Source organism: Sinomonas flava (assembly GCF_039531875.1).
Taxonomy (GTDB): domain Bacteria; phylum Actinomycetota; class Actinomycetes; order Actinomycetales; family Micrococcaceae; genus Sinomonas; species Sinomonas flava.
Genome location: NZ_BAAAQW010000002.1, coordinates 222,366 through 248,893 on the forward strand (window position 1 = coordinate 222,366; position 26,528 = coordinate 248,893).

A 26,528-nucleotide genomic window follows, 5' to 3' on the forward strand; every position below is an offset into this window, starting at 1 on the left:
GCCCCGCCTGTCCTTCCTGATTGCTTCACCCCGACTGTTCACCCCTCTGCTCCCGACGCAGAATCCGCTCGACATTAGGGTTAGGTATATGAGACGCGCGAAGATCGTGGCCACCTTCGGCCCGGCCATCTCCACGTATGAGAAGACACTCGCCGTGATCGAGGCAGGTGTGGACGTGGCTCGCATGAACATGAGCCACGGCGACTACTCGGTGCACGACATCACCTACGAGAACGTCCGCAAGGCCTCCGCCGAACTCGGCAAGGCCGTCGGCATCATGGCAGACCTCCAGGGGCCCAAGATCCGCCTCGGACGGTTCTCCGACGGGCCGCACGACCTCGCCGTGGGCGATGTCTTCACCATCACCACCGAAGACGTGCCCGGCACGAAGGACATCTGCTCGACCACCCTCAAGAGCCTCACCGAGGACGTCAAGGTCGGCGACACCCTCCTGATCGACGACGGCAAGGTCGCGCTGCGGGCCACCGCGGTCGACGACGTGAAGGTCGTCACCGAGGTCACGGTGGGCGGCACCGTGTCCAACAACAAGGGCATCAACCTCCCTGGCGTCGCCGTCAACGTGCCCGCCCTGAGTGAGAAGGACGAGGGCGACCTGCGCTGGGCCCTCAAGCGCGGGGTCGACTACGTCGCCCTGTCGTTCGTCCGCGACGCCAGCGACATCCGCCGCGTCCACGAGATCATGGAGGAGGAGGGCCGCCGCGCCCCCGTCATCGCCAAGATCGAGAAGCCGCAGGCCGTGGACCAGCTGCACGAGATCATCGACGCGTTCGACGCCATCATGGTCGCGCGCGGCGACCTCGGAGTCGAGCTGCCGCTCGAGCAGGTTCCGCTCGTGCAGAAGCGGGCCATCGAGCTCGCGCGGCGCTGGGCCAAGCCCGTGATCGTCGCAACCCAGGTCCTCGAATCGATGATCGACAACCCGCGCCCCACGCGTGCCGAGGCCTCTGACTGCGCGAACGCGGTGCTCGACGGCGCCGACGCGGTCATGCTCTCGGGCGAGACGAGCGTAGGTGCCTACCCAATTGAGACTGTCAAGACGATGGCGAAGATCATCGAGTCCACGGAGGAGCACGGGCTCGAGCGCGTCCCGCCGCTCGGCTCCCAGCCCAAGACGCGCGGAGGGGCGATCACCCGCGCCGCCGTCGCGATCGCGGACCAGCTGGACGCGAAGTACATCTGCACGTTCACCCAGTCCGGCGACTCGGCGCGCCGCCTGAGCCGTCTGCGGCCGCAGAAGCCGGTCTTCGCCTTCACGCCGCTGACGTCCACGCTGAACATCCTGAGCCTGTGCTGGGGCATCCAGCCCCGGATGGTGGACTTCGCGGCCCACACCGACCAGATGATCGCCCAGGTCGACGAGTATCTCCTGCGTGCCGGTCTTGCCACGCCCAACGATCTGGTCGTCGTCGCGGCCGGATCCCCTCCGGGGGTTGCGGGCTCGACCAACGCGCTGCGCGTCCACAAGGTGGGCGACCTGGCCGACGCCGGCCAGCTCCTCGAGGGTGCCGCGGCGCCTGCGCGCGAACAGGTCGGCCCGTGGCCGCTCCCGACGGAGCCGCGCCGCGAGTCCATCTGACGGCACGGAGAGCGCCAGCTGCAGCGAAGGGCGGCACCCGGGGGTCCGGGTGCCGCCCTTCGCGGTGTCTGGGTGAGGTCTAGCTGACCTGGTTGATGATCGTCTCGGCGACCTCGCGCATGCTGAGCCGGCGGTCCATCGAGGTCTTCTGGATCCAGCGGAACGCCTCGGGCTCGGTCAGGCCCATCTTGGTGATGAGCAGGCTCTTGGCACGCTCGACGAGCTTGCGGGTGGCGAACTGCTCCTTCAGGTCCGTCACCTCCGCCTCGAGGGCCTTGATCTCCTCGTGGCGGGAGAGCGCGATCTCGATCGCCGGGATGAGGTCGTTCGGGGTGAAGGGCTTGACCACGTACGCCATGGCTCCGGCATCGCGAGCGCGCTCGACGAGCTCCTTCTGGCTGAAGGCGGTGAGCAGGACGACAGGGGAGATGCGTGCCTTGACGATCCTCTCGGCCGCGGTGATGCCGTCCATGACGGGCATCTTGACGTCCATGAGCACGAGGTCGGGCTTGAGCTCCTCGGCGAGCTGCACTGCGCGCTCGCCATTGTCCGCCTCAGCCACGACGTCGAAGCCCTCGCCGCGAAGGATCTCGATGATGTCGAGCCGGATGAGGGTCTCGTCCTCGGCGACGACGACGCGGCGCGCCGTCGCGGAGGCCGCCCTCTCTGCGGAAGGGGCTGCCTGGGGGGTCTTGTCGGACACGCGGGCTCCTCGGGGTCAGGGGATACTCTGACGTCGATCCTACCGGCGCGCGGCCTGACTCCGCTTCCCTGTGAGAGGGGATGGGCGGGCAGCGCCGGGAAGGCCCGGAGCAGGTAGAGTTGTCGGGCAGGCCCGAGTGGCGGAATTGGCAGACGCGCCGCCCTCAAAATGCGGTATCGAAAGGTGTGTGGGTTCGAGTCCCACCTCGGGCACGTCCAGTGCGGGCCCCGGCAGTGAGCCGGGGCCCGCACTCGTCTGGCGGCGCGGGGGCCCGCAGTGGCGCGCTAGGATGGCTAGGCTGCAGCCCAGCCGCCGCGTCAAGTCCTTTGACGCGAACTGTTCATGAACGTACCGTGAACACGGGCGGTCCACGGGCTCCTTTCCCTGACCTCAACCCCGAAGGGCACTGCGGGTGGACATCACCGCCATGATCGTGCTGGTCATCGTACTGGCGCTCTTCTTCGACTTCACCAACGGCTTCCACGACACCGCCAATGCCATGGCCACGCCGATCGCGACGGGCGCGATCACCCCGCGCAAGGCCGTCGCACTGGCTGCCGTGCTGAACCTCGTCGGCGCCTTCCTGTCGACAGAGGTGGCGAAGACCATCTCCGGCGGGCTCATCAGGGAGGGGGAACAGGGCATCCACATCACCCCCGAAGTCATCTTCGCGGGCCTCATGGGCGCCGTCATGTGGAACATGTTCACGTGGCTCCGCGGCCTACCGTCGAGCTCGTCCCACGCGCTGTTCGGCGGCCTCATCGGTGCAGCGGTCGTCGGGATGGGCCTGCACGCCGTGAACTTCGAGACACTCGTGGCGAAGGTCATCCTCCCCGCCGTCGCGGCCCCCATTATCGCGGGCTTCGCAGCCTGGCTCACGACCCGCATGGCGTACGCGCTCACGGCACGCCGGGACGCTGAAGGGACCAAACTGCGGCAGGGGCGGGGAACCTTCCGGGTCGGCCAAGTCTTCACCTCGAGCCTCGTGGCCCTGTCCCATGGCACGAATGACGCACAGAAGACGATGGGCATCATCACGCTGGTCCTCATCGCCGGCGGCGAGCAGCAGGTCGGGACCGGTCCCCACCTCTGGGTCATCGCGGCATGTGCCGCCGCGATCGCCGTCGGAACATACGCGGGTGGCTGGAGGATCATCCGCACGCTGGGCACCGGGCTGACAGAGGTCCGGCCCGCTCAGGGCTTCTCGGCCGAATCGAGCACCGCGGCCGCGATCCTCGCCTCGTCCCACCTTGGCTTCGCGCTCTCCACGACCCAGGTCGCCTCCGGCTCGGTGATCGGCTCCGGCCTGGGCAGGCGCGGCACGAGCGTCCGCTGGGGAACCGCGGGGAGGATTGCGCTCGGCTGGGTGCTGACGCTGCCCGCCGCGGCACTCGTGGGCGGCTTGGCTGCCCTGCTGATCGCGCTCGGCACACCCGGAGTACTCGCCACCGCCGTCCTCGGCACCATCGCTGTCGTGTGGATGTTCGTCGTCTCCCAGCGCCAGAAGGTGGCGCACCATAACGTGGTCGAGGTCGAGGAGGCCGGCGAAGCCGTGGCCTTCCCGCGCCGAAAGCGCCGCCGCTTCACCTCGAGGGGGACCGCATGAGCATCAAGTGGGCTGAGCTCGCCGTCGTCGCACTGGCCACCGTGGTGGGCTCCGGCGTCGTCGTCCTCCTCTACTCGCTCGGCGTCCGGCTCTCCGCCGCCGCGGGGGACCGTCCCCAGGGCGGAGGCCTTCCGCGCGCGGCCGCCGTAGTGTGCTTCGCCCTGTGCGGGGCGGCGGTGCTCTTCGGGATCTACCTGATCATCCCGTACTTCCACTCCTGAGCCCCGCCGTGCGGGCCGGCGGATAGGCTGGGCCCATGGCGGACTTCGTGTACTTCGTGGGCAGCAGTCTGGACGGCTACATCGCCTCGGACGGCGGCGACCTCGCATGGCTCGAGCAGTTCAACGAGGTCGAGGGGGTCGCGGCCGCGTACGAGGCCTTCGAAGCCGGAGTGGGCTGCGTGGTCATGGGCGGCGACACCTACGAGTGGGTGCGCGCCCACGCGAAGGACGGGTGGCCGTACCACGTGCCGTGCTGGGTCTTCACCCACCACGAACTCGGCACGGACGACGGCGCCGACGTCGTGCTCGTGCGGGGCAGCGTACAGATGTTCGCCGACGAGCTCCGCAGGGACGCCGGAGACAAGGACGTGTACATCGTCGGCGGCGGGTCGCTCGCCGGGGAGTTCCTCTCCGCCGGGCTCATCGACCGGATCGTGCTCACCCTCGTGCCCGTCGCTCTCGGCGGGGGCGTGCCCCTGTTCGGCGGAAACCCCCTCGGGGTGCCGGCAGGGTTCACCCTCGAGAGCGTGGTCGAGCGCGGCGGGACGGTGGAACTCGCCTACCGTGCGGCCTGACCCCCGCGCTCGGGACGCCCCCCCTGCCGCTTCCCGCCGTGGCCTTCCGGATTGCGGCCCGCCGGCGGGTTGTCCCGGAGCAGGTTCGTGATGCGCGCTGTGGAGAGCCGGTGGCCCTCCTGGTCGGTCATCACGATCTCGTGCGTCGCGAGTGTGCGCCCGAGGTGGACCGCCGTGCAGGTGCCCCTGACCAGTCCGCGCACGGCAGGGCGGTGGTGCGTCGCGTTCAGGTCGACGCCGACCGCATGCCGTCCGGGCCCGGCGTGGAGCGACGCCGCAAACGAGCCGAGGGTCTCCGCGAGGACCGCGTGGGCGCCCCCGTGCAGGATGCCCGCCACCTGGGTGTTGCCCGCGACGGGCATCGTCGCGACCGCGCGCTCAGCCGTGAGCTCCTCGAACACGATGCCGAGCTTGACCACGAGCGCACCGACGCCGCGGTCGGCCAGCCAGGGCCTGAGGTGCTCGGGGACGCCGGCAGCTTCGAGCTCGGCGGCGAGCGCCGCCGAGCGGTCCCCGTCGCCGGCCTCTGCCGGGGTGTCGAGGGCGGGCGTGGGCGCAGCGGCGCGGCTGAAATTGTCGTGCATGGCCACTAGGCTGGCACCCGTGAGTGAAACCAGCAAAACCCTCCCCGCGCGCGTCCCCACCAGCACTGCAGGGGGGCCCGGCGCCGGGCGGCCGAGGCTGCTGGTCCTCGACGGGCACTCGATGGCGTTCCGCGCATTCTTCGCACTGCCGGCCGAGAGCTTCGTCAATGCCGAAGGTCAGCACACCAATGCGATCCACGGCTTCACGTCGATGCTCATCAACCTCGTGCGCGACCAGGAGCCCACCCACGTCGCAGTCGCGTTCGACGTCAGCGACGAGACCACCCACCGCCGGACCGAGTACAGCGAGTACAAGGCTGGCCGCAACGCGACGCCCGCCGAGTTCTCCGGCCAGATCGACTACATCAAGAAGGTCATGGCCGCCCTCGGCATCCGCACGCTCGAGCTCCCGGGCCACGAGGCGGACGACATCCTCGCGACCCTTGCCGCACAGGGCGCGGCCGCAGGCTTCGAGGTCCTCCTGGTCTCGGGGGACCGGGACACGTTCCAGCTCGTCAACGACCACGTCTCGGTCCTCTACCCTCGCAAGGGCGTGAGCGACATCCCCCGGATGGACGCCGCCGCCATCGAGGAGAAGTACTTCGTCCCGCCCGCACGGTACCCGGATCTGGCGGCGCTCGTGGGCGAGTCCGCCGACAACCTCCCGGGCGTCCCCGGCGTGGGGCCGAAGACCGCAGCGAAGTGGATCACCCAGTACGACGGGATCGAGGGTGTCCTCGAGCACGCGGCGGAGATCAAGGGCAAGGCGGGCGAATCCCTGCGGGCCAACCTCGAGTCCGTGGAGCGCAACCGAAGGCTCAACCGCCTCCTGACGGACCTCGAGCTGCCGCTGACGCTGGACGACCTCGCCGACCCCCGCCCCGAGCGCGCCGCGGTCGAGGCACTGTTCGACGAACTGGAGTTCAAGGCGCTGCGCACGCGCGTCTACGACGTCTTCGGCACTGAGGGACCCGAGGCGGGGGAGGACGAGTTCCATGTCCCGCCCCACACCGTTCCCGCGGACGACGACGCCCTCGCCGCCTCGCTCGCGGCGCTCGCCGAGGGTGCGGCGGCAGCGGGCGGGACGCCCGTCGCGGTCGCCGTGCGCACGGACGGCGGAAGCCCCCGGCCGGCCGCTGAGTCCGTCGCGCTCGCGACGAAGGAGGCCGCCGTCGTCGTGCCTCTCGACGGGACGCTCCCTGCCCCGCTCTCTGCGTGGCTGGCCGACCCGGCGGTGCCCAAGGCGATGGCCGAGTACAAGGAAGGCGCCAAGGCGCTGAGGGCGCTCGGCGCGGAGGTGGAAGGGGTCGTCGACGACGTCTCGATCTCCGGATACCTCGCGGAGCCGGACCGCCGCTCGTACGCACTGGCCGACCTCGCCCAGCACCACCTCGGGATCGAGCTCGCCGCGGGGGCGCCGACCGCGGGCCAGCTCGCGCTCGACCTCGCGGGGGACGAGGCCGCGGCCGCAGCGATGGCGCGGCAGGCCGCCGTCGTGCGCGCACTCCATGACGAGCTCGCGCCGCAGCTGACGGAGCTGGGCGCGGCCGCGCTGCTGCAGGACATGGAGCTTCCGCTCTCGCGGGTCCTGCTCGACATGGAGTGGGCCGGGATCACCGTCGACGTGCCCCGGATCGACGCGCTCATGGACGAGCTCGGCGCCACGAGCGAGGCCGCCGCCGAGGCCGCGTACGCCGCGATCGGGCACAAGGTCAACCTCGGATCCCCCAAGCAGCTCCAGGCCGTCCTCTTCGAGGAGCTCGAGCTGCCCAAGACGAAGAAGATCAAGACCGGGTACACGACCGACGCGGCCTCCCTCAAGGAGCTGCTGGACAAGACCGGGCACCCGTTCCTCGCCTCGCTCATGGCGCACCGGGAGTCGAGCAAGCTCCGCCAGATGGTCGAGACCCTCAAGAAGGCCGTCACGAAGGACGGGCGGATCCACACCACCTACGCCCAGACCATCGCGGCCACGGGACGCCTGTCCTCGAACAACCCCAACCTGCAGAACATCCCGATCCGCAGCGAGGAGGGCCGCCGCGTCCGTGACGTGTTCGTCGCCGGCGAGGGCTATGAGTCGCTGCTGTCGGCGGACTACTCGCAGATCGAGATGCGCATCATGGCCCACCTCTCGGGGGACGAGGGACTCATCGAGGCCTACCGCTCGGGCGAGGACCTGCACCGCTTCGTCGGCTCGCGGATCTTCCACGTGGCACCGGCGGAGGTCACGAGCGAGATGCGCTCCAAGGTCAAGGCCATGTCCTACGGCCTGGCCTACGGGCTGTCGTCGTTCGGCCTCTCCAAGCAGCTCGAGATCTCGGTCGACGAGGCGCGCACCCTCATGAAGGACTACTTCGACCGCTTCGGCGCCGTGCGGGACTACCTGCGCGGCGTCGTCGAACAGGCGCGCCAGGACGGCTTCACGCAGACGATCTTCGGCCGCCGCCGGTACCTGCCGGACCTTACGAGCCCCAACCGGGTGCACCGCGAGCTCGCGGAGCGGATCGCGCTGAACTCGCCGATCCAGGGCTCGGCGGCGGACATCATCAAGCGGGCCATGATCGGGGTGGAAGGCCAGCTGAAGGAGCGCGGCCTCGGGTCGCGGCTGCTGCTGCAGATCCACGACGAGCTCGTGGTCGAGGTCGCTCCGGGCGAGGAGGCCGCGGTGCGGGAGGTCGTCGAGCAGGAGATGGGCTCGGCGGCGGACCTGAGCGTCCCGCTCGACGTGCAGATCGGCGTGGGGCGGACGTGGAACGAGGCCGGGCATTGACCGCCGGCGCCGCGTCTGAGGACGCCGTCCCCGGGGACGGCGTTCCGGCCGGCGGCCTGGCCGACCGCTATGAGCTGCGGCGGTTCCGGGCCTCAGGCTCCGAGAGCCAGGACTTCGCCGCAACGGCCGAGTGGATCCGGGCCGTGAACTACGGGTTCTACGAGAAGGCCCTCGCGGACAGCCACGTGGCCAAGACCGCGGCCGCCTACCGCGTCGACGACCGTGAGCTCACGGGCGTCTACGAGACCCGTCCGGGCCCGCCGGGCGCCTTTCCCGCAGGGCGCCCGGTTGCGACCTTCGCCACGTTCCGCAAAACCCTCAACGTCGGCTACGGCCGGCTCGTGCCCGCGCACCTCGTCACCGCGGTGACAGTGCGCACCGACCACCGGCGACGGGGCCTCCTGCGCCGGCTCATGGGGGAGGACCTCGCCCGCGCGAAGGCGGATGGCGTCCCTGTGGCCGCCCTCACCGCGTCCGAGGCCTCGATCTACCGCCGCTTCGGCTACGGCGTCGCGACCCACGAGCGGCGCGTCACCGTGTCCACCGGGCCCCGCTTCCGCCTCGCCGTCCGGCCTCGCGGACGCGTGATGGCGGCCGAGCCGGGAGCGATGCTCGAGCTCGCGCCGACGATCTTTGCCCGCGCCCACCGCGCGGTCCCCGGCTCTGTGGACCGCCAGGAGCAGTACCGGCTCCGTGCGGCGGGCCAGTGGGAGCGCGGCAGCGGCGGCGAGGACGCCGCCGTGCGTGTCGCGGTGCACCTCGCCGAGGACGGCGCGCCGGACGGCTATGCCGCTTACAGGTTCCGCGGATGGTCCCACGAACCGGCCACCATGGAGCTGCTGGACCTCGTCGCGGCCACACCGGACGCGTACCTGGGGCTGTGGGGCTACCTCGGCTCGCTCGACCTCATCGACCGGGTGGTCTGGGATGAGGCGCCCGCCGACGACCCCCTCGTCTGGGCGCTCGAGGACTCCCGCTTGGTGCGGGCCGAGACGGCGCGAGACATGCTCTGGCTGCGGATCCTCGACGTCCGGGCTGCGCTCGAGGCGCGCCGCTACGCACACGACGGGGAGCTCATCCTCCGCGTCGACGACGCCCTGGGCCTCGCCGCCGGCCGCTACCGGCTCGCGGTTGTGGACGGGACGGCGACAGTCGAGGCCCTCGGCGCGCCAGACGGCGAGGCCCAGGTGTCGCTCGACATCGCGGACCTCTCGTCGGTCTACGTGGGCGGCGTGAGCCCCGTGTCCCTCCTCCAGGCCGGAAGGATCCGCACGGGCGAGTCCGCGCCCGAGGCCGCGCTCGTGCTGGCGCAGATGCTCGCCGTCGAGCGGCCCGCGCATTGCCTGACGCACTTCTGAGCCGCTTTGACCCACCTTGGGCGCGGCGACTAGACTGGACGGGCGCGTAGTACGCGCGTGCGTTCTGCCTGCTGGCCTGACCGGCCGGCGTGCAGGACGCAGCACCACACTAAGACTTCAGCCAGTCTTCGCAACGCGGCCGGCAGCCGGGACGCGGGTCTGACTGACCGACCAACTATCCACATCGGAGCCCCTACTACATGACCATCACCTCCACCTCGACGTCCACCACGCCGCAGGTCGCCATCAACGACATCGGCACCACTGAGGACTTCCTCGCCGCTGTCGACGCCACCATCAAGTACTTCAACGACGGCGACCTCGTGGAAGGAACCGTCGTCAAGGTCGACCGCGACGAGGTCCTGCTCGACATCGGGTACAAGACCGAGGGCGTCATCCCCTCTCGCGAGCTTTCCATCAAGCACGACGTGGACCCGGGCGAGGTTGTCGCCGTCGGTGACCAGGTCGAGGCGCTCGTCCTCACCAAGGAGGACAAGGAAGGCCGCCTGATCCTCTCCAAGAAGCGCGCGCAGTACGAGCGCGCCTGGGGTGACATCGAGAAGATCAAGGAGGAGGACGGCGTCGTCACCGGCACCGTCATCGAGGTGGTCAAGGGTGGCCTCATCCTCGACATCGGCCTCCGTGGCTTCCTCCCGGCCTCGCTCGTCGAGATGCGCCGTGTCCGCGATCTCGCGCCGTACATCGGCCAGAAGATCGAGGCGAAGATCATCGAGCTGGACAAGAACCGCAACAACGTGGTCCTGTCCCGCCGTGCCTGGCTCGAGCAGACCCAGTCCGAGGTCCGCTCCTCCTTCCTCAACAAGCTCGAGAAGGGCCAGGTCCGTCCCGGCGTCGTCTCCTCGATCGTCAACTTCGGTGCGTTCGTGGACCTCGGCGGCGTCGACGGCCTCGTGCACGTCTCGGAGCTGTCCTGGAAGCACATCGACCACCCGTCCGAGGTCGTCGAGGTCGGCCAGGAGGTCACGGTCGAGGTCCTCGAGGTCGATCTCGACCGCGAGCGCGTCTCCCTCTCGCTCAAGGCGACGCAGGAGGACCCGTGGCAGACCTTCGCCCGCACGCACGCGCTGGGCCAGGTCGTCCCCGGCAAGGTCACCAAGCTCGTCCCGTTCGGTGCGTTCGTGCGTGTCGAGGACGGCATCGAGGGCCTCGTGCACATCTCCGAGCTGGCGGTCCGCCACGTGGACCTCGCCGAGCAGGTCGTCTCCGTGGGCGACGAGCTCTTCGTCAAGGTCATCGACATCGACCTCGAGCGTCGCCGCATCTCCCTGTCGCTCAAGCAGGCCAACGAGGGCGTGGACCCGGACTCGACCGAGTTCGACCCGGCGCTCTACGGCATGGCCGCCGAGTACGACGAGGAGGGCAACTACAAGTACCCGGAGGGCTTCGACCCGGAGTCCAACGAGTGGCTCGAGGGCTACGAGACGCAGCGCGCCGCGTGGGAGCAGCAGTACGCCGACGCCCAGGCCCGCTGGGAGGCGCACAAGAAGCAGGTCTCGCAGCACCTCGCCGACGACGCCGCCGCGGCGTCCGGCCACGAGTCGATGTCCACCAGCTACTCCTCCGAGGCCGCGTCGACCTCCGAGACCAGCTCCTCCGGCACGCTCGCGTCCGATGAGGCCCTCGCCGCCCTGCGCGAGAAGCTCACCGGCAACTGACCTGTAGCCGGCTGACGGTCCAGCCGTCTGGCGTGAAGGGGCGGGTCCTGCGCGAGCAGGGCCCGCCCGTTTCGTGTCCGCACCCGCTCAGGTCGGCGCGCTCCCGTCGGCGCGCACCGCACACAGGGGCCGTTCGACCCTCGCCGGTTCCAGTGCTGCAGACCTACTGTTGCGCCAGGAAGGCCGACAGGCGGCAAGGCCCACAGGCGGGAAGACCACGGACGGGAAGGCACAGCAATGACGGCAGTGGTGGTCTACGAGTCCCAGTACGGCAATACCCAGCGCATCGCCGAGGCGATCGCCCGGGGGCTGGGCGGCGATGCCCGCGCGGTCCACGTCTCCGCGTTCTCGCCGGCAACACTCGAGCCGGGGGCGCTGCTGGTGGTCGGGAGTCCCATCGTCGGCTGGAAGCCGCTCGAGGGACTGGGCGCCTGGCTCGACGCGCTTGGACCCGGCTCCCTCGACGGCGTGCGCACCGCCGCGTTCGACACCCGCGTCAAGCTGTTCATCCACGGTGACGCCGCCAAGAAGATCGAGCACGCGCTCGAGGCAGCCGGCGGCCAGCGTGCCGCCGATCCCACCTGGTACTACGTCAAGGGCACCGAGGGGCCGCTGCTCGACGGGGAGCTCGAGAAGGCGGAGGCCTGGGGCCGACAGCTCGCAGGCTAGGGGACGTCGACCCAGGAAGTCCCGAGCGCGTCGGCCCGGGCGGATCCCGCCGAGAGGCTCGCCAGCCGCCCTTCAAGGGTCGCGGCCTCCGCATCGGAGTCCTCCACGGCGATCCGCAGGGTGGCGGAGCGCGGGCCGTAGTCGGTGCCGAGGACCACGACACCGGCCGAGCGGAGGTCGTTCTCAAGGCGCGGCGCGACGGCGTGCTCCGTGGCCACGCCGAGGATGCGCAGCCGCTGGCGCCTCACGAGCCGGGCGGTGTCGAGTGCGGAGGACACCGACTCCGAGTACGCCCTGACCAGCCCGCCGGCACCCAGCAGGACACCGCCGAAGTACCTCACGACCACGGCCACGACGTCGCTGAGGTCCGCCGCGCCGTCGTGCGTTTCCCTCTTCAGGAGGGCCTCGAGCATGGGGATGCCGGCGGTGCCGGCGGGCTCTCCGTCGTCGCTGCTGCGCTGGGTGGTGCGGTCCGGGCCGAGGACGAAGGCGCTGCAGTGGTGGCGCGCGTCGTGGAACTCGCGCCGCAGCCCGGCCACGAGGTCGCGCGCGTCCCCTTCCGTCTCGACGCGTCGCAGGACCGTGATGAAGCGGGACCGCTTGACCTCGAGCTCGTGGCGGTGCTCGCCGTCGACCGTCGTGTAGCGCGCGGCATGGCTCGGTGTCTCGGTCACCGCACAAGTCTAGGCGGCGGCTCGTCCGCGCTAGGCTGGGGCCGTGCTGAGGGTTGGACTGACAGGCGGAATCGCCTCGGGGAAGTCGGAGGTCGCGCGCAGGCTCGCAGAGCGTGGCGCGGTCCTCGTGGACGCGGACGTGCTCGCGCGCGAGGCCGTCGCGCCCGGTTCGGAGGGGCTCGCGGAGGTCGTCGCGGCGTTCGGGCCGGGGATCGTGGCCGACGACGGCGGCCTGGACCGGGCTGCGCTTGGCGCCATCGTCTTCGCGGACCCCGTGCGGCGCGAGGTGCTCAACGCGATCGTCCACCCACGCGTGCGGGCGCGCGCGGCCGAGATCGCCGAGCGGGCGGGCAGCCAGGACCCGCGCGCCGTCGTCGTCCAGGACATACCGCTGCTCGTGGAGACGGGGCAGGCCGGGAACTTCGACGTCGTGGTGGTCGTGGACGCGCCCGACGACGTCCGGGTGGCCCGGCTCGCGGCCAGGAACGGCATGCCCGAGGCCGAGGCGCGAGCCCGCATGGCGGCCCAGACCACGCGCGAGGAACGCCTCGCGGCGGCCGACCACGTCCTGGAGAACACGGGCACCGTGGAGGAGCTCCGGGCCGCGGTGGACCGGCTGTGGGACGGCGTCCTCGTGCCGGCGGCGGCCCGGTCCGCGCAGGCCGGGTCCTCCGCTTAGCCTGCAGCGAATGCGGACATGCCCTGTCCGCTGCCGGGCGTAGATTTGACGCATGAGCCTTGCCCAGGAGATCAACCGCGTCGTCGCGCCGTTCGAGGTGGTCAGCGAGTACAAGCCAGCGGGCGACCAGCCGACCGCCATCGCCGAGATCGCCGAGCGCATCCAGAACGGCGAGAAGGACGTCGTCCTCCTCGGAGCCACCGGAACCGGCAAGAGCGCCACGACCGCGTGGGTCATCGAGAAGCTCCAGCGGCCCACGCTCGTCATGGTGCAGAACAAGACGCTGGCCGCGCAGCTCGCGAACGAGTTCCGCGAGCTCCTGCCGAACAATGCGGTCGAGTACTTCGTGTCGTACTACGACTACTACCAGCCCGAAGCCTACGTCCCCCAGACGGACACCTTCATCGAGAAGGACTCCTCGATCAACGAGGAGGTTGAACGGCTGCGGCACTCGGCCACAAACTCCCTCCTGACCCGCCGCGACGTCGTGGTGGTCGCGACCGTCTCGTGCATCTACGGCCTCGGCACGCCGGAGGAGTACGTCGCGGGCATGGTGACGCTGCGCCGCGGCATGGAGATGGACCGCGACGCGCTCCTGCGCCAGTTCGTCGCCATGCAGTACGTCCGCAACGACGTCGACTTCCACCGCGGGACCTTCCGCGTGCGGGGCGACACTGTCGAGATCATCCCGATGTACGAGGAGCAGGCGCTCCGCATCGAGTTCTTCGGCGACGAGATCGAGTCCATCCACACGCTCCACCCCCTCACCGGCGAGGTCATCCGGGAGGAGACGGAGATGTACGTCTTCCCCGCCTCGCACTATGTGGCTGGCCCGGAGCGCATGGCCAAGGCGATCAAGGGCATCGAGGACGAGCTCGCCGAGCGTCTGCAGGTCCTCGAGTCGCAGAACAAGCTCGTCGAGGCCCAGCGGCTGCGGATGCGCACCACCTACGACCTCGAGATGATGCAGCAGATGGGGTTCTGCAACGGGATCGAGAACTACTCGCGGCACATCGACGGCCGCGGCCCCGGCACCGCCCCCCACTGCCTCCTCGACTACTTCCCGGACGACTTCCTCCTCGTCATCGACGAGTCCCACGTCACGGTTCCGCAGATCGGCTCGATGTACGAGGGCGACATGTCGCGCAAGCGCACGCTCGTCGAGCACGGATTCCGGCTCCCCTCGGCCATGGACAACCGGCCGCTGAAGTGGGACGAGTTCCTCGAGCGGATTGGCCAGACCATCTACCTGTCCGCGACGCCCGGCAAGTACGAGCTCGGCAAGGCCGACGGCTTCGTGCAGCAGATCATCCGCCCCACGGGCCTCGTGGACCCCGAGGTGATCGTGAAGCCCACCAAGGGCCAGATCGACGATCTCCTCGGCGAGATCCGTGACAGGGTCGAACGGGACGAGCGGGTCCTCGTCACTACCCTCACCAAGCGCATGGCCGAGGACCTCACCGAGTACCTCCTGGGCCACGGCGTCAAGGTCCAGTACCTCCACTCGGACGTGGACACGCTCCGCCGCGTCGAGCTCCTGCGCGAGCTGCGCCTCGGGGTCTTCGACGTCCTGGTGGGCATCAACCTCCTGCGCGAGGGGCTCGACCTGCCCGAGGTGTCCCTCGTGAGCATCCTCGACGCCGACAAGGAGGGCTTCCTGCGGTCCTCGACGTCACTGATCCAGACCATCGGCCGCGCCGCCCGCAACGTCTCGGGCCAGGTGCACATGTACGCGGACAAGATCACGGACTCGATGGCCCAGGCGATCGACGAGACGAACCGCCGTCGCGCCATCCAGATGGCGTTCAACGAGGAGCGGGGGATTGACCCGCAGCCCCTGCGCAAGCGCATCGCGGACATCACGGACCAGCTCGCCCGCGAGGACGAGGACACCCGGGCGCTGCTGGAGGGCCGCTCGAAGGCCGGCAAGCGCACGAAGGGCGCCGCCGGAGCCAACGCCCGCGAACGCGCCGAGGCCGAGCTGCGCCGCGACGGACTCGCCGCGGCCCCGGCCGAGGACCTGCTGGGCCTCATCGGGCAGCTCACCGAGCAGATGCACGGAGCCGCCGCCGAGCTGCAGTTCGAGCTCGCCGCCCGGCTCCGCGACGAGGTCGCCGAGCTCAAGAAGGAGCTGCGCCAGATGCAGTCGGCCGGGCATGCCTGAGCCGGAGCCAGACGCGCAGGCGTCTGCCGCGACTACCGACGGCCTGACGCACGACGACGATGCCCGCCGCCGCGTCCAGCGGCGTACCGTCGGGGTGCTCGCCGCAGCGCAGCTCCTGAGCGGCCTCGGCAACGGGGCAACCCTCGCGATCGGGTCGCTCCTCGCCGTCGACTTCGGCGGCTCGGCGGCGTGGGCCGGATCGGTCACCACCGTCCTCACGCTCGCTGCCGCGCTCGCAGCCCTGCCCCTGAGCGGCTTCGCGGCGTCCCGCGGGCGTCGGAAGGCGCTCGTCGCCGGCCTCGGCATCGCGGCCCTCGGCTCCGGGTCCGTCGTGCTGGCGACGATGGCGTCCTCCCTGGTCCTGCTCTTGGCCGGGGCGGCGCTCCTGGGGGTCGGCACCGCGGTCAACCTCCAGTCCCGTTTCGCCGCCGTTGACCTCGCGGTCGCGGCGCACCGCGGCCGCGACCTGTCGCTCGTCGTCTGGTCGATCACGGTCGGCGCCGTGGCGGGCCCGAACCTCATCAAGCCGGGAGCAGCGCTCGGCGCGGCTCTCGGCCTGCCGGAGACCGCGGGCCCCTTCGTCATCTCGGTGACGGGGATGGCCGTCGCGGCGGTCCTGCTGTGGACGGGTCTCCGGCCCGACCCCCTCCTCGAGGCCCGCCGCATCTCGGGAGAAGCCCAGGAGCCGGCCGGGTCGAAGCGGCCGAGGGGCGCCGTCCTCCGCGCGGGCATCGGCGCGATCCGCTCGTCTCCCGGCGCGGGCCTCGCCGTCTCCGCGGTGGTGGCTGCGCACGCGGTCATGGTCGCGGTCATGTCCATGACGCCGCTGCACCTCCAACAGGTGACTGTGGGCAGCGTGGCGGACGGCGGCGGTCACGGAGGCCACGTCGGCACCGACTCGTTCGCCCTCATCGGCTTCGTGATCTCGCTGCACATTGCGGGAATGTACGCGCTCTCGCCGCTGATGGGCTGGCTCGCCGACCGGGTCGGACGCCGCACTGTCCTCGCCGCGGGGCACGTCACCCTCGTCGGGGCAGTGGCCACCGCGGCGCTCGGCGCAGCCAGCCCGGCGTCGGTGACCGTGGCGCTCGTGCTGCTGGGGCTCGGCTGGTCCGCGGCCACGATCGCCGGATCGGCGCTCCTGGCGGAGTCCGTGGCGCCGGACCACCGTGTCGAGGCGCAGGGAGTCGGCGACACGGCCATGGGCCTCGCCGGCGCCCTGGGCGGCGGGCTGTCGGGCATCGTCATGGCCCTGATCGGATTCCCCGGTCTCGCGGCCGTCGCAGGACTCACCAGCGTGGCGGTGCTCGCCGTCGCCGTCGTGGGCCGGAGGGCCTACCGGTCCTGACCGTCGGGATCCGCGAGCGTCAGGAGGCGCGCGAAGAGGCCCTCGCCGTCGTCCGAGATCCCGTCGTGGTGGAAGTCCGCGGTCTCCCAGACCTGGAGGCCCCGGACTGAGGCGGCGGTCTCCAGCGAGAGGTCCCGGTCGACGAAGATGTCGTCCCGGTACACGGCGGCGGCGACAGGGACATCATTCACGGCCAGCCGCCCCCGGTCGTAGAGCTGCCCCCAGTCGGTCCTGCGCGCCAGCAGGTCGGCGAGGTCCGCGAGCGGCACGAGCGCCGGATCCTGCTCGAAGTACCACGGCATGACCATCTCGCCCAGCAGGAGCGGGTCCTCGGCGTCGGGCCGGAAGTCCGGATACTCGTCGAGGACCCGCCACGCGGCCCACTCGGTCGCCTCGCCCTGGGCGTAGATGGACTCGTGCATGAGCGCGTACAGCGGATTCGCGGCCCGCGTCACGAGCGCGTGGACCTGGGCGAGGAACCCATCGGAGAGCCGTGGACCGCGCAGTCCGCCGGTGAAGGCGTCCTCGAGCAGGTAGTGGAGGGAGTCGACGCGGGTGTTGCCTCCGAGGAGGCTCCCGACGAGCTGGAAGCGCTCGGGGGAGAGCCGCTCGCCGCTCGGCAGGCGCTCGTCGCGGCGCCTCAGATGCTCGACGACGGCGCTCACCCTGGCACGGTCGTCCGGGTACCAGCCGAAGTACTCGGCATTGCGGGCAGCGACCCGCGCATAGGTGGTCCGGTAGACGCGGTCAGCCGGGCCCTCCAGCGGCGCGAGGCCGCCCGTGATGAGCGCCCGCCGCACCCCCTCGGGTGCGAGCGAGAGGTACGTGAGGGTGCAGAACCCGCCGTAGCTCTGCCCGAACACCGTCCATGGGCCAGAGCCGAGGGCGCGCCGGATTGCCTCGCAGTCGAACACGATCGAGTCGGCGCGGAAGTGCCCGAGGTACGCCGCCTGCTCTGCGGGGCCGCCCCGCAGCGGAAGCGAGACCCGGTCGGCCGGTGCCGACAGGCCGGTTCCGCGCTGGTCGAGCATGAGGATGCGGAAGTCCTTCGCCGCCGCCTTCATCCACCCGCCCAGGCTCGTCACGCGGTTCCCCCGGCCGCCCGGGCCGCCCTGGAGGAACACGAGCCAGGGGAGCTGCTCGGCGGCAGTCGCCGGGTGGGCCGCCGCGGCGTACTCGCGCGCGAAGACCTCGATCCGCTCTCCGTCGGGCCGCCCGTGGTCGAGCGGAACCTGGAACACGTGCTCGACCGTCCGCAGCCCGCGGAACTCGTGCTGGCCCACCACGTGGTGGCCCGCGGCGGCGGCACCCGGACGTGGACGGCCGCGGGCCGGCGTCGTGCTCACGACGGCGCGCCCACGCGGGTCGCCGTGCCGAAGGCCGCGAGCGCCTCACCCGTGAGGCGGAAGGTGTCCCACTCCTCCATCGGGCGGGCGCCGAGGCTCCGGTAGAAGCCGATGGACGGCTCGTTCCACTTCAGCACCGCCCATTCGACGCGCGCGTACCCGCGCTCGACAGCGATGCGGGCGAGCTCGGCGAGGAGCGCCTTGCCGTACCCCCGGCCCCGGGCGGCGGGACGGACATAGAGGTCCTCGAGGTAGATCCCATGGGTGCCCTCCCACGTCGAGTAGTTCAGGAACCAGAGCGCGAAGCCCATCACGGCCGGGGATCCGGAAGCGGAGTCCTCGACGACGTGCGCGAAGACCGCCGGGTGGTCGCCGAACAGCGCCTCCGTGAGGTCCTCCGCGGTGTTCTTCACCGCGTCCGGCTCCCTCTCGTAGACCGCGAGCTCGTGGATGAGCTCGAGGATCGCGGGAACGTCAGCCGGCTCAGCTCGCCGGAGTACTGTCGTGGTGGAAACGCTCATGCTCCTAACCTAGCCGTCGAGCCGACCGATCTGCGTCAGTCGGATGACGGCGGTGCCGGTCGCATCGCTCTGGCCGAGGTCCACCTCGGCAGAGAAGCCCCAGTCGTGGTTCCCCGCCGGGTCGTCGAAGATCTGCCGCACGTGCCACATGCCGGGCTTCTCCTCGATGACGAGCAGCTGCGGACCCCGCGCGTCCGGGCCTGTGCCGATGTCCTCGTGCTCGTCGAAGTACGCGTCGAGGGTCTCCTCCCACTGCTCGACGCCGAAGCCGGCCTCCCCGTCGAGCGCCGCGAGGGCCGCGGAATCCTCGTCGGCGAACAGCTCGACGCGGCGGAAGAGCTCGTTGCGCACCATGACCCGGAACGCACGGACGTTGGAGGTGAGGGCTGGCGGGGGAGGGGGCGGTGCATCGTGGGTGTGCAGGTCCCTGCCGCTCGTGAGCTCCTCCCACTCGTCCAGGAGCGACGAGTCGACCTGGCGGACCAGCTCGCCGAGCCAGGCGATGAGGTCCTCGAGGTCCTCCCGCAGCGCGTCCTGGGGCACGGTCTGCCGCAGGGCCTTGAACGCGTCGGTCAGGTAGCGCAGGACGATGCCCTCGCTGCGCGCCAGCCCGTAGAACTGGACGAACTCGCCGAAGTCCATCGCCCGTTCGTACATGTCCCGGACCACCGACTTCGGCGCGAGCTCGAAGTCCCCGACCCAGGGGGCGTGGCGCCGGTACGTCTCGAACGCCGCCTCGAGGAGCTCCTTGAGCGGCTCGGGGTAGGTGACGGCGTCGAGCGCGTTCATGCGCTCGGCGTACTCCATGCCCTCGGCCTTCATGGCCGCGACCGCCTCGGTCTTGGCCCGCTTGAGCTGGGCGGAGAGGATCTGCCGCGGCTTCTCGAGCGTGGCCTCGATGACGGACACGACGTCGAGCGCGTACGACGGCGACTCGGGGTCGAGCAGGTCGAGGGCCGCGAGCGCGAACGGCGAGAGCGGCTGGTTGAGCGCGAAGTTCTCCTGGAGGTCCACCGTGAGGCGCAGCGTGTGGCCGCTGGCCCGCTGCTCGGGAGTCAGCTCGTCCTCGGGGATCCGCTCGACGACGTCGGCGGCCAGGAGCTCGCGCAGGATCCCGAGCGCCCGCCGCATCAGGCGCAGCTGGACGGGACGCGGCTCGTGGTTCTCGGTCAGGAGCCGGTGCGCGGCGGTGAAGGGGTTCCCCGGGCGGGCCATGAGGTTCAGCAGCATGGCGTGCGTGACCGTGAAGCTCGAGGTCAGCGGCTCGGGGGCAGCCTCGACGAGCTTCTCGAAGGTGGGCCGGCCCCAGGAGACGAAGCCCTCGGGCGGCTTCTTCTTCACGACCTGCCGCAGCTTGCGCTGGTCCTCGCCGAACTTCGCGCGGGCCTTCTCCATGGCGCGGTTGTTCTCGACGACGTGCTCGGGCGCCTGCACGACGACGGTCCCGGCCGTGTCGTATCCTGCCCTGCCCGCGCGGCCGGCGATCTGGTGGAACTCGCGCGCGTTGAGGTGCCGCGTCCGAGTGCCGTCGAACTTGCTCAGGGCGGTGAGCAGGACCGTCCGGATCGGCACGTTGATCCCCACACCGAGGGTGTCCGTGCCGCAGATGACCTTGAGCAGCCCCGCCTGGGCGAGCTGCTCGACGAGCCTCCGGTACTTCGGCAGCATGCCCGCGTGGTGCACGCCGATGCCGTGGCGCACGAGCCGGTTGAGGGTCTTGCCGAAGCCCGCCGCGAACCGGAAGTGCCCGATCAGCTCGGCGATCCGGTCTTTCTCCTCGCGCGTGCACATGTTCACGCTCATCAGCTGCTGCGCGCGCTCGATCGCCTCGAGCTGGCTGAAGTGCACCACGTACACCGGGACCTGCTTCGTCGCGAGCAGCTCCTCGAGCGTCTCGTGGACAGGCTTCTCCTCGTAGTAGTAGTGCAGCGGGATGGGCCGCTCCGCGTGGGCGACCGTCGCCGTCGTGCGCCCCGTGCGCTCGGTGAGCTCGCGCTCGAACCGGCTCACGTCGCCGAGCGTCGCGCTCATCAGGAGGAACTGCGCCTGCGGCAGTTCCAGGAGCGGCACCTGCCAGGCCCAGCCGCGCTGGGGGTCGGAGTAGAAGTGGAACTCGTCCATGACGACCGGCCCGAGTTCTGCCTCGGAGCCCTCCCGGAGGGCGTGGTTCGCGAGGATCTCCGCGGTGCAGCAGATGATCGGGGCGTCCGGGTTGACGGACGAGTCTCCGGTGACCATGCCGACGTTCTCCGCGCCGAAGATGTCGCACAGGGCGAAGAACTTCTCCGAGACAAGCGCCTTGATCGGCGCGGTGTAGTAGCTGCGCTGCCCTGTGGCGAGCCCGTGGAAGTGCGCCGCGATCGCCACGAGCGACTTGCCGGACCCCGTGGGGGTCGCGAGGATCACGTTCGAGCCGGACACGATCTCGAGCACCGCCTCGTCCTGGGCGGGGTAGAGGGTCAGGCCCCGTCCCTCGGCCCACCGGACGAAGGCCTCGTAGACCGCGTCGGGCAGGGAGCCGTCACGGCCGGCGCGGTCGGCGGACGAGGAGGGCGCGGGGAGGAGGGCATCGAGTCGCATGGCGCCTCCAGACTATCCGCAGTGGGCTACCCCCACCGGCGGGGTCCGCATTAGCGTTGTCCCATGAGCTCTCCCACCTGGGACCCGGCACTGTACACCGCGTTCGGCGACTACCGGTCGCGGCCGTTCTACGACCTGACCGCGCGCGTCGCCGCCGAGGCTCCCCGCCGCGTCGTCGACCTCGGCTGCGGTCCCGGCGAGCTCACTGCGTCGCTCAGCCAGCGGTGGCCGGACGCCCTCATCGAAGGCCTCGACAGCGCCGAGGAGATGCTCGACGCCGCGCGCTCGCGGTTCGCGGGACGCGACCGCCTCACGTTCACCCATGGGGACATCCTGCACTGGGAGCCCGAGGGCGACGTCGACGTGGTCGTCTCGAACGCGGCGCTCCAGTGGGTGCCCGGTCACCTCGGGCTCATGGGGCGGTGGCTCGACCAGCTGGCCCCGGGCGCGTGGCTGGGGGTGCAGGTCCCCGGGAACTTCCAAGCCCCGTCGCACACGCTCATGCGCGAACTGGCCGAGTCCTCCCAGTGGGAGCACCGGCTCCGGGGGGTCCTCCGCCACACCGACGCGGTGGCGGAGCCCCGGGCCTACCTCGAGCTGATGCTCGAGGCCGGCTGGGAGGCGGACGTCTGGGAGACCGTCTACTACCACCAGCTGGTCGGTGAGGACGCCGTCCTGAACTGGATCCGCGGAACCGGCCTCCGGCCCGTGCTGGACGTGCTCTCGCCCGAGGAAGGCGCCCAGTTCGAGGAGCAATACGACCAGCTGCTCCTCGACGCCTACCCCTCGGTGGAACGGGACGGCCTCCTCACGACCCTGTACCCGTTCCGCCGCATCTTCTGCGTGGGCCGCAAGCCGTCGTAGGCGAGCGGCCGGCCGCGTCAGTGCGCGAGGCCCGACCATCGTGGTGTCCAGGTGCACGCGTGGGAACCGCCCGGCCAGCTCGGCGAACTCCCAGTACTCGGGCATGCCGAGGTGCGCGATGACGAGGGTCAGATCCGGGTGGGCCGCCAGGAGCCGCCTGATCCCCTCCGGGCCGGTGTGCTCGCCGGCGAGCGGCTTGGAGCCCGCGTGGACCACGACCGGGACACCTGAGTCCTCCAGGAGTGCCCACCCCGGTTCGAGCAGCGGGTCGTCTGCCCCGAACCGGCCGACCTGGAGGTGCACCTTGAAGAGGCGGGCGCCGCCGGCGAGCGCCCGGCCCACGTAGTCGCCTGCCTCCGGCTCGGGGTACATCGTGGCGCAGTGCACGACGTCGGGGACCCGCCGCGCGAGGTCGGCGCTCCGTCGTGGTCGGCGCGGGGCCCGGGCGTGGTGTTGCCCGCGCCGGTGGGACTACCAGCCACGGTCGCGCCACTCGGCCAGGTGCGGCCGCTCGGCACCGAGGGTTGTGGGCCTGCCATGGCCCGGGTGCACCTCCGCGTCGTCGGGGTACGCGTTGAACAGCCGTCCGACGACGTCGGCGTAGAGGAGCGAGAAGCGGTCGGCGTCGTTCTGGGTGTTGCCGACCCCGCCGGGGAAGAGCGAATCGCCGGAGAAGATCAGCGGCGGCACGTCCTTCGGCTCGAGGACGTAGGCGATGGACCCGGGGGTGTGGCCCCGAAGGTGCACGGCCGCGAGCGTGAACCCCCAGTCCGCTCCGGCCTCCGGGAGGACGTCCCCGTGGTCGAGCACCACGTCGACGCCGACCGGGATTCCCGAGACATCCTGGCGGCCGGCGGCCACTGGGGCGTGCGTGGCGGCGACGAGGCCTTCCAGGGCGCGGACATGGTCCCAGTGCTGGTGGGTCGTCGCGATGAGCGCGAGCCTCGCCGGGCCCCTCGCGTCGGCAGCACCCTCGGCGAGGAGGGCCTGGATGGCGGGAAGGTCGTCCGCGGCGTCGATGAGGACCTGCTCGCCGGACTGCTTGGCCGTGATCAGGTAGACGTTGTTGTCCATCGAGCTCACGGCGATCCGCCGCACGGTGACGTCGTCGAGGTCATGCAGGAGGCTGCTCATGGCGCCAGTCTAGGTGGGCCTCGGTCGCAGGTACTCTGGGCGTGTGGCGGAGAACGACTTCCCGGGACGCTGGCGCCCGAACCCCGAGCTGGCCGTGCCGCTCTTCGAGCAGCTGCGGCGCCGCATCCTCGACCTCGTCGACGAGGGCGCGCTCGCCGTCGGCGCGAAGCTGCCCCCCGTCCGCGCGCTCGCCGGGGAGCTCGACGTCGCGCCGCACACCGTCGCGCGCGCCTACCGTCAGCTCGAGGAGGCAGGGGTCCTCGCGACGGCGGGCCGTGCGGGCACGACCGTCGCCCCGAGGGCGCGTCGGGACGAGGATCTGGCGGCCGCAGCAGCGGTCTTCGCCGGGGTGGCGAGCTCGCAGGGCGCGTCCTTCGAGGAGGCCGTCGCGCTGCTGCGGGCTGCCTTCCAGCGCGCGATGTGATGCGACGTGGCTCACCGCGGGCCGCGACCATTCTCACTTCGAAGACATTTTCGAATGCGAGCGCTGTCGACTAGCATGGACAGGTGCAGAGTCTCTCCACCCTGAACGATTCCTCGCCACTGCCGTCGTCGGCCGCGGAGATCCCCGACGCCTTCCGGCAGCCCACTCATGCCCCCGACCAGTCCCGCCTCGTGGTCAAGGGCGCGCGCGAGCACAACCTGCGCAACGTGAGCCTCGACCTGCCGCGCGACGCGATGATCGTCTTCACGGGCCTCTCCGGGTCGGGCAAGTCCTCGCTCGCCTTCGACACGATCTTCGCCGAGGGCCAGCGGCGCTACGTGGAATCCCTGTCCGCGTACGCGCGCCAGTTCCTCGGCCAGGTGGACAAGCCGGACGTGGACTTCATCGAGGGACTCTCGCCCGCCGTCTCGATCGACCAGAAGTCGACGAGCAAGAACCCGCGCTCGACCGTCGGGACGATCACCGAGATCTACGACTACATGCGCCTCCTGTGGGCCCGCATCGGCAGGCCGCACTGTCCCGTCTGCCACGAGCCGGTCACGCGCCAGACCCCCCAGCAGATCGTCGACCAGCTGCTCGAGATGCCGGAAGGCACGCGCTTCCAGCTGCTCGCGCCGGTCGTACGCGGGCGCAAGGGCGAGTTCGTGGACCTGTTCAAGGAGCTCGCGGCGAAGGGCTACTCCCGTGCGCGCGTGGACGGCGACCTCATCCAGCTCGCCGAGCCGCCCAAGCTCGGCAAGCAGTTCAAGCACACCATCGAGGTGGTCGTCGACCGCCTGGTGGTGAAGGAGGGCATCCGCCAGCGGCTCGCCGACTCGGTCGAGACCGCGCTGGGCCTCGCCGAGGGACGCGTGCTCGCCGACTTCGTCGACCTCGCAGCGGACGACGACGCGCGCGTCCGTGCGTTCTCGGAGAACCTGGCGTGCCCCAACGAGCATCCCCTCGCGATCGACGAGATCGAGCCGAGGTCGTTCTCGTTCAACAACCCCTTCGGCGCGTGCCCGGCCTGCACCGGCATCGGCACGAAGCTGGAAGTCGACGAGGACCTCGTCGTCCCGGACGCTGCCCTCAGCCTCTCCGAGGGCGCGATTGCGCCGTGGTCCCTCGGCACTGCCACCCAGGAATACTGGACCCGGCTCCTCCAGGGGCTCTCCGACGAGCTGGGCTTCTCCATGACCACGCCGTGGCACAGCCTGCCCCAGTACGCGCGGGACGCTGTCCTGTACGGCAAGGACCACAAGGTGGTGGTCCAGTACCGCAACCGCTTCGGGCGCGAGCGCAAGTACAGCACCGGCTTCGAGGGCGCCGTGCAGTACATCCAGCGCAAGCATCTCGAGACGGAGTCGGACTCCGCGCGTGACCGCTACGAGGAGTACATGCGCGAGATCCCGTGCCCGGAGTGCGGCGGGGCCAGGCTCAACCCGGCGTCCCTCTCGGTGCTCGTGGGGGGACGCTCCATCGCCGAGGCATGCCGCCTGCCGCTGCGCGACACTCGCGAGTTCCTCAGCACGCTGGAGCTGACGCGCCGGGAGGAGCAGATCGCCGCACAGGTCCTGAAGGAGATCGACGCCCGCCTCACGTTCCTCCTCGATGTGGGCCTCGAGTACCTGAACCTCGAACGCGCGGCGGGAACGCTCTCGGGCGGCGAGGCGCAGCGTATCCGCCTCGCCACGCAGATCGGCTCCGGGCTCGTGGGAGTGCTGTACGTCCTGGACGAGCCGAGCATCGGGCTCCACCAGCGCGACAACCGGCGCCTCATCGAGACGCTCACGCGGCTGCGAGACCTGGGGAACACCCTGATAGTCGTCGAGCACGACGAGGATACGATCCACGAGGCCGACTGGATCGTGGACATCGGCCCGGGCGCGGGCGAGCACGGAGGCGAGGTGGTCCATTCGGGGACCCTTGCGGAGCTCAAGGAGAACCGGGCGTCCCTCACCGGCGACTACCTCGCCGGCCGGCGCTCCATCCCCATCCCGGCGAAGCGCCGGCCGATCGACCGCAAACGGCAGCTGAAGGTCGTGGGAGCGCGCGAGCACAATCTCCAGGGCGTCGACATCGCGTTCCCGCTCGGCGTCCTCACCGCCGTCACCGGTGTCTCGGGCTCGGGGAAGTCGACCCTGGTCAATGACATCCTGTACAAGGTGCTGGCGAACCGCCTGAACGGCGCGAAGCAGGTCGCCGGGCGCCACACCCGCATCGAGGGGCTCGAGCACCTCGACAAGGTCATCCACGTCGACCAGAGCCCGATTGGGCGCACCCCGCGGTCGAACCCGGCCACCTACACCGGCGTGTTCGACCACATCCGGAGGCTGTTCGCCGAGACCAACGAGGCCAAGGTCCGCGGCTACCAGCCGGGGCGGTTCTCGTTCAACGTCAAGGGCGGCCGCTGCGAGGCGTGCAGCGGCGACGGGACGCTCAAGATCGAGATGAACTTCCTCCCCGACGTCTACGTGCCCTGCGAGGTATGCCATGGGGCGAGGTACAACCGCGAGACCCTCGAGGTGCATTACAAGGGCAAGACGATCGCCGATGTCCTGAACATGCCGATCGACGAGGCCGCCGAGTTCTTCGCCGCGTTCACCCCGATCGCCCGGCACCTCCGCACACTCGTCGACGTCGGGCTCGGCTACGTCCGCCTCGGGCAGCCCGCCACGACGCTCTCGGGCGGCGAGGCGCAGCGGGTGAAGCTGGCAGCCGAGCTGCAGAAGCGCTCGAACGGCCGCAGCGCCTACGTGCTCGACGAGCCGACCACAGGGCTCCACTTCGAGGACATCCGCAAGCTGCTCCTCGTGCTGCAGTCGCTCGTCGACAAGGGCAACACGGTGATCACCATCGAGCACAACCTCGACGTGATCAAGAGCGCGGACTGGGTCATCGACCTGGGTCCGAGCGGCGGCTCGGGCGGAGGCCGGGTCGTGGCGACCGGGACACCCGAGCAGGTTGCCCGGGCGGAGGGAAGCTTCACCGGCCAGTTCCTGGCGGAGATCCTCGGGGCGAGCTGACGGCGCAGA

21 protein-coding genes, 1 tRNA gene and 1 pseudogene are annotated in these 26,528 nt (G+C 70.7%); 15 read left to right on the forward strand and 8 right to left on the reverse strand.

The window, feature by feature from the left end:
- The first annotated feature begins 88 nt into the window (after positions 1-88).
- Positions 89-1,597: a pyruvate kinase gene (gene pyk, locus ABD298_RS01905; RefSeq protein ID WP_344297940.1), complete on the forward strand. Its 1,509-nt coding sequence runs from the start codon at positions 89-91 to the stop codon at positions 1,595-1,597.
- A 79-nt stretch (positions 1,598-1,676) separates the two neighbouring features.
- Here pyk and ABD298_RS01910 read toward each other — a convergent pair whose 3' ends face one another.
- Positions 1,677-2,300 (reverse strand): ANTAR domain-containing response regulator, encoded by a 624-nt coding sequence (locus ABD298_RS01910; protein ID WP_208712446.1) that lies wholly within the window; start codon positions 2,298-2,300, stop codon positions 1,677-1,679.
- 130 nt (positions 2,301-2,430) lie between these two features.
- Between ABD298_RS01910 and ABD298_RS01915 the strand changes: the two genes are divergently transcribed.
- From ABD298_RS01915 to ABD298_RS01930, 4 genes are all read left to right on the forward strand, one after another.
- Positions 2,431-2,512, forward strand: a tRNA-Leu gene (locus ABD298_RS01915).
- A 200-nt stretch (positions 2,513-2,712) separates the two neighbouring features.
- Positions 2,713-3,906 (forward strand): inorganic phosphate transporter, encoded by a 1,194-nt coding sequence (locus ABD298_RS01920; RefSeq protein ID WP_344297943.1) that lies wholly within the window; start codon positions 2,713-2,715, stop codon positions 3,904-3,906.
- 2 nt (positions 3,907-3,908) lie between these two features.
- Entirely contained in the window at positions 3,909-4,127 is a 219-nt protein-coding gene (locus tag ABD298_RS01925) for a hypothetical protein (protein WP_344298158.1), read from the forward strand.
- Between the two features lie 35 nt (positions 4,128-4,162).
- A complete protein-coding gene (locus ABD298_RS01930; protein ID WP_344297945.1) occupies positions 4,163-4,702 on the forward strand; it encodes a dihydrofolate reductase family protein in 540 nt (179 codons plus the stop codon).
- Here ABD298_RS01930 and ABD298_RS01935 read toward each other — a convergent pair.
- On the reverse strand, positions 4,687-5,286 hold the full coding sequence (locus ABD298_RS01935) for a hotdog fold thioesterase (protein ID WP_344297947.1): 600 nt from the start codon (positions 5,284-5,286) through the stop codon (positions 4,687-4,689). The genes ABD298_RS01930 and ABD298_RS01935 overlap by 16 nt on opposite strands.
- Between ABD298_RS01935 and polA the strand changes: the two genes are divergently transcribed.
- The 4 genes from polA to ABD298_RS01955 all read left to right on the forward strand — a co-directional run bounded on the left by polA (position 5,285) and on the right by ABD298_RS01955 (position 11,759).
- On the forward strand, positions 5,285-8,056 hold the full coding sequence (gene polA, locus ABD298_RS01940; protein ID WP_425564275.1) for a DNA polymerase I: 2,772 nt from the start codon (positions 5,285-5,287) through the stop codon (positions 8,054-8,056). The two genes, ABD298_RS01935 and polA, sit on opposite strands and share 2 nt — an antisense overlap.
- Positions 8,053-9,414, forward strand: a complete 1,362-nt coding sequence (locus ABD298_RS01945; protein WP_344297949.1) for a GNAT family N-acetyltransferase — start codon at positions 8,053-8,055, stop codon at positions 9,412-9,414. Before polA ends, ABD298_RS01945 begins: the two co-directional genes overlap by 4 nt.
- 200 nt (positions 9,415-9,614) lie before the next feature.
- Positions 9,615-11,090 carry a 30S ribosomal protein S1 gene (rpsA, locus tag ABD298_RS01950; RefSeq protein WP_344297951.1) on the forward strand — a complete coding sequence of 492 codons (1,476 nt, stop codon included), beginning with the start codon at positions 9,615-9,617 and terminating at the stop codon, positions 11,088-11,090.
- 237 nt (positions 11,091-11,327) lie between these two features.
- Positions 11,328-11,759: a flavodoxin family protein gene (locus ABD298_RS01955; protein WP_344297953.1), complete on the forward strand. Its 432-nt coding sequence runs from the start codon at positions 11,328-11,330 to the stop codon at positions 11,757-11,759.
- On the opposite strand, the gene ABD298_RS01960 is transcribed toward ABD298_RS01955, so the two are convergent.
- Positions 11,756-12,433, reverse strand: coding sequence for an IMPACT family protein (locus ABD298_RS01960; RefSeq protein WP_344297955.1), 678 nt, complete (start codon positions 12,431-12,433; stop codon positions 11,756-11,758). The genes ABD298_RS01955 and ABD298_RS01960 overlap by 4 nt on opposite strands.
- 43 nt (positions 12,434-12,476) lie before the next feature.
- On the opposite strand from ABD298_RS01960, the gene coaE reads away from it, so the two are divergent.
- The 3 genes from coaE to ABD298_RS01975 are packed head-to-tail and all read left to right on the forward strand — an operon-like array spanning position 12,477 to position 16,624.
- Positions 12,477-13,112 (forward strand): dephospho-CoA kinase, encoded by a 636-nt coding sequence (gene coaE, locus ABD298_RS01965; RefSeq protein ID WP_344297957.1) that lies wholly within the window; start codon positions 12,477-12,479, stop codon positions 13,110-13,112.
- 52 nt (positions 13,113-13,164) lie between these two features.
- Positions 13,165-15,276, forward strand: a complete 2,112-nt coding sequence (gene uvrB / locus ABD298_RS01970) for an excinuclease ABC subunit UvrB (RefSeq protein WP_344297959.1) — start codon at positions 13,165-13,167, stop codon at positions 15,274-15,276.
- The gene (locus ABD298_RS01975; protein ID WP_344297961.1) at positions 15,269-16,624 is read left to right on the forward strand and encodes an MFS transporter; all 1,356 of its coding nucleotides are present in this window, start codon (positions 15,269-15,271) and stop codon (positions 16,622-16,624) included. The genes uvrB and ABD298_RS01975 overlap by 8 nt, the downstream gene beginning before the upstream one ends.
- On the opposite strand, the gene ABD298_RS01980 is transcribed toward ABD298_RS01975, so the two are convergent.
- From ABD298_RS01980 to ABD298_RS01990, 3 genes are read right to left on the reverse strand one after another with little or no spacing between them, the layout of a single operon-like run.
- The gene (locus tag ABD298_RS01980; protein WP_425564276.1) at positions 16,612-17,970 is read right to left on the reverse strand and encodes an alpha/beta fold hydrolase; all 1,359 of its coding nucleotides are present in this window, start codon (positions 17,968-17,970) and stop codon (positions 16,612-16,614) included. The two genes, ABD298_RS01975 and ABD298_RS01980, sit on opposite strands and share 13 nt — an antisense overlap.
- On the reverse strand, positions 17,967-18,491 hold the full coding sequence (locus ABD298_RS01985) for a GNAT family N-acetyltransferase (RefSeq protein ID WP_344297963.1): 525 nt from the start codon (positions 18,489-18,491) through the stop codon (positions 17,967-17,969). The genes ABD298_RS01980 and ABD298_RS01985 overlap by 4 nt, the downstream gene beginning before the upstream one ends.
- Positions 18,492-18,500: 9 nt before the next feature.
- Positions 18,501-21,071: a DEAD/DEAH box helicase gene (locus tag ABD298_RS01990; RefSeq protein WP_344297965.1), complete on the reverse strand. Its 2,571-nt coding sequence runs from the start codon at positions 21,069-21,071 to the stop codon at positions 18,501-18,503.
- A 63-nt stretch (positions 21,072-21,134) separates the two neighbouring features.
- Between ABD298_RS01990 and ABD298_RS01995 the strand changes: the two genes are divergently transcribed.
- Positions 21,135-21,935, forward strand: a complete 801-nt coding sequence (locus ABD298_RS01995; RefSeq protein WP_344297967.1) for a trans-aconitate 2-methyltransferase — start codon at positions 21,135-21,137, stop codon at positions 21,933-21,935.
- A 45-nt stretch (positions 21,936-21,980) separates the two neighbouring features.
- On the opposite strand, the pseudogene ABD298_RS02000 reads toward ABD298_RS01995, so the two are convergent.
- Both ABD298_RS02000 and ABD298_RS02005 read right to left on the reverse strand, forming a co-directional pair.
- Positions 21,981-22,307 (reverse strand): annotated as a pseudogene (locus ABD298_RS02000) (amidohydrolase family protein); the annotation flags it as partial.
- Between the two features lie 99 nt (positions 22,308-22,406).
- Positions 22,407-23,069, reverse strand: a complete 663-nt coding sequence (locus ABD298_RS02005; protein ID WP_344297969.1) for an MBL fold metallo-hydrolase — start codon at positions 23,067-23,069, stop codon at positions 22,407-22,409.
- Positions 23,070-23,112: 43 nt separating this feature from the next.
- Between ABD298_RS02005 and ABD298_RS02010 the strand changes: the two genes are divergently transcribed.
- Both ABD298_RS02010 and uvrA read left to right on the forward strand, forming a co-directional pair.
- Complete coding sequence (locus tag ABD298_RS02010) at positions 23,113-23,493, forward strand: GntR family transcriptional regulator (protein WP_344297971.1); 381 nt, start codon at positions 23,113-23,115, stop codon at positions 23,491-23,493.
- A 140-nt stretch (positions 23,494-23,633) separates the two neighbouring features.
- The gene (gene uvrA, locus ABD298_RS02015; RefSeq protein ID WP_344298161.1) at positions 23,634-26,519 is read left to right on the forward strand and encodes an excinuclease ABC subunit UvrA; all 2,886 of its coding nucleotides are present in this window, start codon (positions 23,634-23,636) and stop codon (positions 26,517-26,519) included.
- Positions 26,520-26,528 lie beyond the last annotated feature (9 nt).

Bases quoted from the DNA above. Each gene is read 5' to 3' on its own strand.
- pyk (WP_344297940.1), top strand. From the start codon at position 89: ATGAGACGCGCGAAGATCGTGGCCACCTTCGGCCCGGCCATCTCCACG.
- ABD298_RS01930 (WP_344297945.1), top strand. From the start codon at position 4,163: ATGGCGGACTTCGTGTACTTCGTGGGCAGCAGTCTGGACGGCTACATC.
- polA (WP_425564275.1), top strand. From the start codon at position 5,285: ATGGCCACTAGGCTGGCACCCGTGAGTGAAACCAGCAAAACCCTCCCC.
- ABD298_RS01935 (WP_344297947.1), bottom strand. From the start codon at position 5,286: ATGCACGACAATTTCAGCCGCGCCGCTGCGCCCACGCCCGCCCTCGAC.
- rpsA (WP_344297951.1), top strand. From the start codon at position 9,615: ATGACCATCACCTCCACCTCGACGTCCACCACGCCGCAGGTCGCCATC.
- ABD298_RS01955 (WP_344297953.1), top strand. From the start codon at position 11,328: ATGACGGCAGTGGTGGTCTACGAGTCCCAGTACGGCAATACCCAGCGC.
- uvrB (WP_344297959.1), top strand. From the start codon at position 13,165: ATGAGCCTTGCCCAGGAGATCAACCGCGTCGTCGCGCCGTTCGAGGTG.
- ABD298_RS01975 (WP_344297961.1), top strand. From the start codon at position 15,269: ATGCCTGAGCCGGAGCCAGACGCGCAGGCGTCTGCCGCGACTACCGAC.
- ABD298_RS01985 (WP_344297963.1), bottom strand. From the start codon at position 18,491: ATGAGCGTTTCCACCACGACAGTACTCCGGCGAGCTGAGCCGGCTGAC.
- ABD298_RS01990 (WP_344297965.1), bottom strand. From the start codon at position 21,071: ATGCGACTCGATGCCCTCCTCCCCGCGCCCTCCTCGTCCGCCGACCGC.
- ABD298_RS01995 (WP_344297967.1), top strand. From the start codon at position 21,135: ATGAGCTCTCCCACCTGGGACCCGGCACTGTACACCGCGTTCGGCGAC.
- ABD298_RS02005 (WP_344297969.1), bottom strand. From the start codon at position 23,069: ATGAGCAGCCTCCTGCATGACCTCGACGACGTCACCGTGCGGCGGATC.